Origin of the sequence: Dyella sp. ASV21 (assembly GCF_016428975.1) — a bacterium.
Lineage (GTDB): Bacteria > Pseudomonadota > Gammaproteobacteria > Xanthomonadales > Rhodanobacteraceae > Dyella.
This window is the reverse complement of record NZ_JAELTT010000403.1, coordinates 1-302: the sequence shown is the minus strand read 5'-3', so window position 1 is coordinate 302 and position 302 is coordinate 1. Positions and strand designations below refer to the sequence as shown.

Annotated in this window: 1 pseudogene; it reads left to right on the top strand. The window is 77.2% G+C overall.

The features are described from left to right. Positions 1-171: 171 nt before the first annotated feature. Positions 172-302: pseudogene (locus tag JHD67_RS22075) on the top strand (YiiD C-terminal domain-containing protein); the annotation flags it as partial.

Genomic DNA, 302 nt, shown 5'->3' with positions numbered 1-302 from the left:
CCCCCCCCCCCCCCCCCCCCCCCCCCCCCCCCCCCCCCCCCCCCCCCCCCCCCCCCCCCCCCCCCCCCCCCCCCCCCCCCCCCCCCCCCCCCCCCCCCCCCCCTTTCCACCCCCACGCCGCCAACCGAGATTCGGTCACGGGTCTCGTGGGCTCGGAGATGTGTATAAGAGACAGCCATGACGCTCACCGGCTGGGGCCTGGTGGAACTGGCGCTGCGCGAACGCGGGCTGGAGTGCGACGTGTTCGTGGGTGAATCCACCGTGCGCTACCTGGAGCCGGTGTGGGGCGACTTCCTCAGCGA